The following is a 6,506-nucleotide window of genomic DNA, read 5'->3' as shown; positions in this document are numbered from 1 at the left end:
ACGCGGACCGTGGCCGTGCCGGGCAGATGGGTAACGCGAAGATCGTCTTGCGCCGCCTCGCCCGCATTGTCGGCATCCGCCTGCGGGCGGGGGGCCGTGACCGTGTCGTTGAGGATGGTGTAAGCGGCGTCGCCCGGCGCCCATGCGACCTCGGCCGGGGCGCCCTCTGTGGCGGCGGGCGTGATGGTGAGCGTGACGGTATTGTTATTGACGGTGAGCGCGGAGGTGGCCGTGCCATAGGCTGTCTGCAGGTCGTCCCAGCTCCAGCCGGGGCCCCAGCGCTGGTCCGGGAACCAGGTATCGTCGCCGATGACATGGGCGATGGCGGTGAGGCCGATGCCGGCCACGGCGTCTGCCAGCGTGGCGAGGCAGCGTGTTTCGCAATTGGGCGCGTCGCTGAGGGCCGGGTCGCCGCGCCCGTGGAGGACAAGCACGGGCGCGCCGGTCTCGCCGACATCTTCCAGCGCGATGAAGGTGCCGAGGCGGGGCAGCATGGCGTCAAGCTCATCCTGCCAGCGGAAGACGGCGGCGGTGGTGAACAGTTTGGTGTTGGAGGCAGGCAGGAAGCGCTGGTCGGGGTTGAGGGCGACGATTTCGTGGCCCTGCATGTCGATGACCAGCAGGCCCCAGCGCACGCCCTGCAATTCCGGCGGATGCAGGATCGTATCGAGGTCGCGCTGCAGCGGCGATACGCAGGCGGAGACGAGCAGGCATGCGATGAGCAGGACGGCCCGGCAGGCAGTGTACATGTCGCGTGTCCCCTCTCAGCCAGCGACGCTCCGGCGAGACGCCCCCGGGGCGGGCATGCCAGCCCGCAAGCGGGCTGGCGCCGTTTCAGGCCGGTATCAGGACGGGTCTGTCGCCTCTTCGGCGGCGTCGTGGATGGCGTCGACCGGATCATCATTTTCCTGGCCCGTGATGTCATCGATCGCTTCGCCGGCATTTTCCATGACGCCGTCACCGCGATCAATCTCCTGGCCGGTGGCTTCCTCGATGGCGGAATCCATCTTCTCGCCCTGCTTTTCCGCGCTCGTGCCCTGGCCACATGCTGCCAGCATGAAAATGCCGACCAGTACCAGGCCTGTTGATGTCAATTTGCGCATCGTCGTGTTCCTTTTGCTGTTATCGCATATTGGGACTGGGACGTGTGTCACCGGAGCCCGGTCCCGCCTGCCATTCGAAGCGTGGACTGTGCAGAGCATGATCCCATCGCCATCAATTTGCAATGACTGGCAACGCCCCGATGACGGGCCTTCCACCGGGGCGAGGATGGATGATGCAAGCCGTTCAGATTGCCGTGTTTTATCGCGCGCGATTTCGGCCGCGTTAACTATAGCGAAAAGACCATGAAATAGAGTCTGACGTGAACCAGCCCGGGGGGGACCGCGCCATGCAGGCGGACTTAATCGACACCAAGGAAGCCGAGGATCAGATGGCGGATCGTCCGGACTCGATCGAAATCTACCAGAACGCGGGAAAGGCATTCGGTCTGATTGAACGCTACCGAACGCCGCCTTTTCCGGGCACATACGCATTGTGGTATGCCTATGTATCCGGCACCGATCCGGAGCTGGCGCGACGCGTCGATGAGTTCCTGCTGAAGAATGGCGGATTGACCCCTTACGATATCAGCCAGCTCGAGCAGGGCATGCTGTCGCCGGGGGGCACCGAAGAGTCGACGGGCAATGTCACGCGGGCGGTGGAGAAGGAAATCGAAAGCGTCCTGCGCGTCATTCGGGACGGCGCGACGCAAAGTGACAGTTTCCGTGAGACGCTGAGCGATGTCCAGGACCGCTTGCCGGGCTCGGCATCGCTGGAAGACGTCTCGGCCATCGTTGCCAACCTGGCTGAAGAAAACAAGCGGATGAGCGAGGCGACGCAGCAATTGAACAGCAGCCTGATGGCCTCGCAGGCGCAGATACATGTCCTGAATACGGAACTGGCAGAGATCCAGAAAGCATCGCTGCTCGATCCCCTGACGGACGTCTGGAACCGTCGCGCCTTCGACCAGCGGATCCAGCAGGACGTGTCGGATGCGGAACAGGACGGCACGAACCTGTGCATCGCGATGGCTGATCTCGACCACTTCAAGGAGGTCAACGACACGTTCGGCCACCAGCATGGCGATGAAGTGCTGAAACAGTTCGCTGCGATCGTCGAAAAGAATATCAAAGGCCAGGACATGGTCGCCCGATATGGCGGCGACGAATTCGCGATCATCTTTCCGCGGACAACCGTCTTGTCGGCGTATAACCTGCTTGTCAGGATCAAGCACTCTTTCGAGGAAGCCAAACTGGCCGTCACGGGACGCGAGTCTGCGGCATCTGCCGTCATGGCGTCGTTTGGCGTCGCGCGCTTTTCGCCCGGCATGACGGTGCAGGAGCTGGTTGGCCAGGCCGATTCATATCTTTACCAGGCCAAGGCGGCAGGCCGCAATCGCGTCATGGCGATTGGCTTCGACTGACCCGTCCGGGCGGCTGTGCCGGTCATTGGCGACCGGATTCGCGTTGGCGCAGAACGGAGGGCCCGCCGCCCCGGATTTCGCCGGGCGGGGGCGTCAGACCGAGACGTTCGGCGTCCGGGCCGGATTGAAGAACAGGGCCTGTCCGATGGCGGCCTTGACCGTGTTTTCCTGGAACGGCTTCGGAATCAGGAAGGTCGGCTCTGGGCGCTCGCCGGTAAGCAGGCGCTCGGGGAAAGCCGTGATGAAGATGATCGGCACATCCATCAGCGCGAGAATGTCATGCGCCGCGTCGATACCGGACGATCCGTCGGCCAGCTGGATATCACACAGGATGAGGCCGGGCGGATTGGCCTTGGCCATATCGACAGCTTCGGACCGCGTGGTGGCATTGCCGGTCACTTCGTGGCCGAGATCGCCAACGAGGTTTTCGAGATCGGCCGCAATGATCGGCTCGTCCTCGATGATCAGCACCTTGGTCTTGAGATCCTGCTCGATATCGCGGTGGGCGGCATTCACCAGCTCGCCATGCTCTTCCACGGACACGCCGAGAATGAAGGCCGCATCCTTGACGGAAAAGCCTTCAAGGGCGGTGAGGAGAAAGGCCTGCCGCTGGATCGGCGCCAGTGCCTGCAAACGGCGATCGGCTGCAGCGCCTGATACGTCGGTGCCGGCGTCCAGCTGCGCGCCGGTGCCGCCCCAGATGACATGGAAAAAGCGATAGAGGGCTGTGCGCGCGTCGATGTCGCTGTTGATCTGGTCCGGATCTTCCACAAGCGCTGCGAGAGAGGCCCGGATATAGGCGTCTCCGCTGTCCTGGCTGCCGGTCAGCGCGCGCGCATATCGGCGCAGCAGCGGCAGGTGTGGGGCGAATTTCTGTACCAAGTCCATGATATCCCTCTTGATCTGAATCTTCATCTACAACTCGCTGCACCCGAAAAGGTTGCACGCGCTGCTAAATTAATTGTTTTCTGGTGGAACCAATGCTGTTGCCCGCTGTTGCACTATGTGAGTTGAACAGCAGGTACCATCCCTTGATCGAATCCAGAGTCCAGCCAATGAACAAAAAAAAGCAGCCAGGTCAGCAGAAATCAGATGCTGACCTGAAACGTCGCGGTGCCAAAATCGGGGATCAGCTACGCCGTATTTATGAAGATGTCGCCAAGGAAGAGGTTCCGGACGAGTTCCTGAAACTGCTGGAAGAGGCGGACAAGAAGAAGTCCTCGAAGCCCTCCACGTCAGATGAGTGAGGCACCGAGCATGACCGATGACCGCACGACACTCGACGACGCGACGTTCAAACAGGAACTGACCGCGCTCATTCCTCACCTTCGTGCCTTTGCCCGCAGCCTGTGCCGCGATGCGTCGCTGGCCGACGACCTGGCACAGGACGCCATGCTGAAGGCCTGGAATGCCCGCGAGAGCTTCGTGGCCGGTACCAACATGAAAGCGTGGGCGTTCACGATCCTGCGCAACGCGTTCTATTCGGAAAAGCGCCGCAGCTGGCGCCGCCAGCCGCTGGACCCGGAAGTGGCCGAGGCAACCCTCGTCTCCAACAGCAATCCGGCAGACGCGCTCGAACTGCTGGCCTTGCGCAATGCGCTGACCTTGCTGCCTGTCGACCAGAAAGAGGCCCTGATCCTCGTCGGTGCGGGCGGGATGGCCTATGAGGAAGCGGCTGAAATCTGCGGCTGTGCCGTCGGTACGATCAAGAGCCGGGTTTCGCGCGCCCGCAAGGCAGTGATCGAGATACTCGAATCAAATTCCACCGGCTATAATAGTGACTCCGGCATGTCGGCTGAAAAAGCCTTTGACGACATCATGATGCAAGCGGACGAGATCGCCCGTGCGCCGACAAGCTGAGCCCGGCCACCTCCCACAGAAAGCGAAGTCAGGATCCCTACGCAAGCGTCTCGTCATGACGCTCGTGGCAGCCCTGACTCCGATCCTGGTGCTGTCTGCCATCTCCGCCTATCTCGACGCGACCAAGGGCATGGACGACCGCCGGGCCAATCTCCTGCTGGTCGCTGACGCGTCCCTGGACGGTGTCGAACAATCGATCAACGAAGCCACGCTGATGCTGACCCTGTACCGGGATGACCTGGTGCGCAGGCGCTGCAAGAAAGTGTTCAACATCCTCCAGGACCGCATCGTACCGCTCGCGAATGTGTCCCGCTTTGATACCGAAGGGGTCGCAACCTGTTCAGCCGTATCCGATGCCGGATGGTCCCTGCCTGATCCCGAGAATAATGCGCGACTGAAACGCGGTGAGAAGACGGTTCGCAGCGACACGTATTTCAGTGAGCGGAGCGGCGAATGGCTGTTTGCCATCCTCATGCGTCTTGAGGACGAGGATGGCGGGTTTGCAGGGTCTGCCGGACTCGAGCTGCGGACGGAGCAGCTGGCATCGTTGTCGCAGGGCGAATCCCTGCCCGAGGGCGTGGAAGTGGCATTGCTGGACGACCGCGGCGAGTCCTTTGGCAGCCAGCGGTTTTCGAAGATCGATCCAGACTGGGTCGCGCAGGTAGCAAAAGCGGAATCGGCGAAACTGTTCGTCCTGACCGGCGAAGATGGCGAGTCGCTTGACGTGGTGATCCAGCCCGTGGGTCCGGGCAATGTCTTTGCCGCGATCTCGCGCAAGTCTCCGGGCCTGTGGAGCGATTTCACGCTGCGCCCGGTCAGGTCGATCGGCCTGCCGCTGGTCGCCTTCTCGGTGGCCCTGCTGGCGGTCTGGATCGCGATTGACTCGCTGGTCCTTCGCTGGCTGTCGCGGTTGACCCGGACGGTGCGGGTGTATGGCGCCGGGCGCTACCAGTTCAAGGCCGGAGAGACGTTCGACAAAGCACCTGACGAGATCGCCAAGCTTGCCCGCGCGATGGACGTGATGGCCAAGGATATCGGCGAACGCGACAAGGACCTGAAGCTGGCCATTGCAAGCCGCGACGAGGCCGTTCGCGAAATTCACCACCGCGTGAAAAACAACCTCCAGATCGTGACAAGCTTCCTCAACCTGCAGGGCCGCCAGCTGCGCGACCCCGAGGCCAAGGCGGCGATCGCAGCAGCGCGCCACCGGATCGACGCCCTCGCGATTGTCCACCAGACACTCTACCAGAACGAGCGCCTCGAACAGGTCCGCCTGAAACCGTTCCTGAGCGGTCTTGTCACACACCTGTCCGAAGCCCTCGGCATGGAAGAATCCCGTGTCGAGATCGTCCAGTCCTATGCCGATGTCGAGCGCCCGGCGGACGATGCCATCCCCATGGCCCTGTTCATCGTTGAAGCCGTCACGAATGCGATGAAATACGCATTCGGGCCCGCCGGCGGCCAGATCCGCATCTCGCTCGGCGTCGACGTGGACGGAACCACGCTGGTCATAGCCGATAATGGTCGCGGCTTTGATCCATCGACGACATCCGAAACCCAGAATGGCGGCGGGCTGGGGTCGAAGCTGATGACCGCCTTTTCGCGCCAATTGTCTGCCGAGCTGACGGTGGATGCGAGCCTAGATGGCGGCTGTCGCCTGACCCTGTTCATGCCCCGGAACGCATAAAGCCAGCGCCCTGCCCGCCTCACCCTGCCTGCCTAAAGCTTGGGCTCAATGGAAATGGCGATGTCCAGTGTTTCTCCAGGCTGCAACAGTTCCAGCCCGGCAGCGGCGGGATCAGGTGCTTCGAAAGCGCCGGTGAGGTGTGAGACCGGTTCGACGCAGAAATAGGGCTCATCGGCTGGCGTATAGACAATGCAGTGTTGCGCGCCCCGCAGCGAGTTCACCGAAACCTGCAGGCCGGTCTCCGGCTGGATGATCGTGGCAGACCCTTGCCAGCCCGCATAGCAGTGATCGAGATCGGTTTCCGACACCGGGCGCGGGCTCGCAAAGCTGGTAGCGGCAACGAGCGGCTGGGACACCAGAGGGCCCTTCACCATGGGCGGAGCGGCGCTCCCGGCATCGAACCGGAGCGTCGTTTGGTTGGTGCACAGAAAATAGGGATGGTAGCCGAGCCCGGCAGGCATCGGGCGTGTGTCTGTATTCAGGAGCGTCAGGGAC

Annotated in this window: 8 protein-coding genes; 4 read left to right on the top strand and 4 right to left on the bottom strand. The window is 62.3% G+C overall.

Annotated elements, in window-relative coordinates; genetic code table 11:
- Both AADA04_RS03855 and AADA04_RS03850 read right to left on the bottom strand, forming a co-directional pair.
- A partial coding sequence (locus AADA04_RS03855; RefSeq protein ID WP_340691920.1) for a D-alanyl-D-alanine carboxypeptidase occupies positions 1–749 on the bottom strand: 749 nt, incomplete at its 3' end.
- 96 nt (positions 750–845) lie between these two features.
- Positions 846–1,103 carry a hypothetical protein gene (locus tag AADA04_RS03850; protein ID WP_340691919.1) on the bottom strand — a complete coding sequence of 86 codons (258 nt, stop codon included), beginning with the start codon at positions 1,101–1,103 and terminating at the stop codon, positions 846–848.
- A gap of 287 nt (positions 1,104–1,390) precedes the next feature.
- Here AADA04_RS03850 and AADA04_RS03845 point away from each other — a divergent pair, with 287 nt between their 5' ends.
- A complete protein-coding gene (locus AADA04_RS03845) occupies positions 1,391–2,464 on the top strand; it encodes a GGDEF domain-containing protein (protein ID WP_340691918.1) in 1,074 nt (357 codons plus the stop codon).
- A 93-nt stretch (positions 2,465–2,557) separates the two neighbouring features.
- Here AADA04_RS03845 and AADA04_RS03840 read toward each other — a convergent pair whose 3' ends face one another.
- Entirely contained in the window at positions 2,558–3,352 is a 795-nt protein-coding gene (locus AADA04_RS03840) for a response regulator (RefSeq protein ID WP_340691917.1), read from the bottom strand.
- Positions 3,353–3,519: 167 nt separating this feature from the next.
- On the opposite strand from AADA04_RS03840, the gene AADA04_RS03835 reads away from it, so the two are divergent.
- The 3 genes from AADA04_RS03835 to AADA04_RS03825 are packed head-to-tail and all read left to right on the top strand — an operon-like array spanning position 3,520 to position 6,011.
- Positions 3,520–3,711, top strand: a complete 192-nt coding sequence (locus AADA04_RS03835; RefSeq protein WP_340691916.1) for a NepR family anti-sigma factor — start codon at positions 3,520–3,522, stop codon at positions 3,709–3,711.
- A 10-nt stretch (positions 3,712–3,721) separates the two neighbouring features.
- Positions 3,722–4,324, top strand: coding sequence for a sigma-70 family RNA polymerase sigma factor (locus AADA04_RS03830; RefSeq protein ID WP_340691915.1), 603 nt, complete (start codon positions 3,722–3,724; stop codon positions 4,322–4,324).
- A gap of 55 nt (positions 4,325–4,379) precedes the next feature.
- Positions 4,380–6,011, top strand: coding sequence for a sensor histidine kinase (locus AADA04_RS03825; RefSeq protein ID WP_340691914.1), 1,632 nt, complete (start codon positions 4,380–4,382; stop codon positions 6,009–6,011).
- A 32-nt stretch (positions 6,012–6,043) separates the two neighbouring features.
- On the opposite strand, the gene AADA04_RS03820 is transcribed toward AADA04_RS03825, so the two are convergent.
- Positions 6,044–6,506: hypothetical protein (locus AADA04_RS03820; protein WP_340691913.1), on the bottom strand; the 463-nt coding region annotated here is incomplete at its 5' end.

This window comes from Hyphomonas sp., from assembly GCF_037969335.1.
In the GTDB taxonomy this organism is placed as follows: Bacteria; Pseudomonadota; Alphaproteobacteria; order Caulobacterales; family Hyphomonadaceae; genus Hyphomonas.
The sequence above is the reverse complement of the archived record's forward strand: the minus strand, read 5'-3'. Positions and strand labels throughout refer to the sequence as shown.